This is a genomic window from Desulfobulbus alkaliphilus, assembly GCF_016918545.1.
In the GTDB taxonomy this organism is placed as follows: Bacteria; Desulfobacterota; Desulfobulbia; order Desulfobulbales; family Desulfobulbaceae; genus Desulfobulbus; species Desulfobulbus alkaliphilus.
The window spans coordinates 1-394 of record NZ_JAFFQC010000407.1 but is presented as its reverse complement, the minus strand read 5'-3'; the positions used below and the strand labels follow the sequence as shown (position 1 = coordinate 394).

The window sequence follows — 394 nt, the reverse complement described above, 5'->3', positions numbered from 1 at the left end:
GTATTGGTGTTCAGACCGCCGACCTTGGACAAGGCGCCTGTCAAGGTCACGGGACCGGCCGGCATATCGACCTGGGCCACGGCGTTCAGGCCGCCGAAGGTCGAGAAACGACGGGGCTTGTACTGAACATTGACCACGTCGCCGCGCTGCAGACGCACGTTCTCGCCGAACTCGGTTGTCACCGCCGACAGGGGCGCGGTGTAGGTGCGGCCCTCGCGCTGGATCGAGATGGTCAGGTCGTCGGTGGTGCGAGCTGAGCCGCCGGCCGCAGCGATCACGTACAGGATGCGGTCGCTGTTGCCCCCCAGGGGCGCGCGGCCCGGCTGGCGCACGTCGCCAAGCACGTTGACCGTGTTGGACGCGTTGCCGGCGATGGATACCAGCACCTGCGGAT

General features: G+C 67.5%; 1 protein-coding gene. It reads right to left on the bottom strand.

The window, feature by feature from the left end:
- Nucleotides 1-394, bottom strand: a 394-nt coding sequence (locus JWG43_RS21155) for a polysaccharide biosynthesis/export family protein (protein ID WP_205244486.1), incomplete at both ends; no start/stop codon positions are given.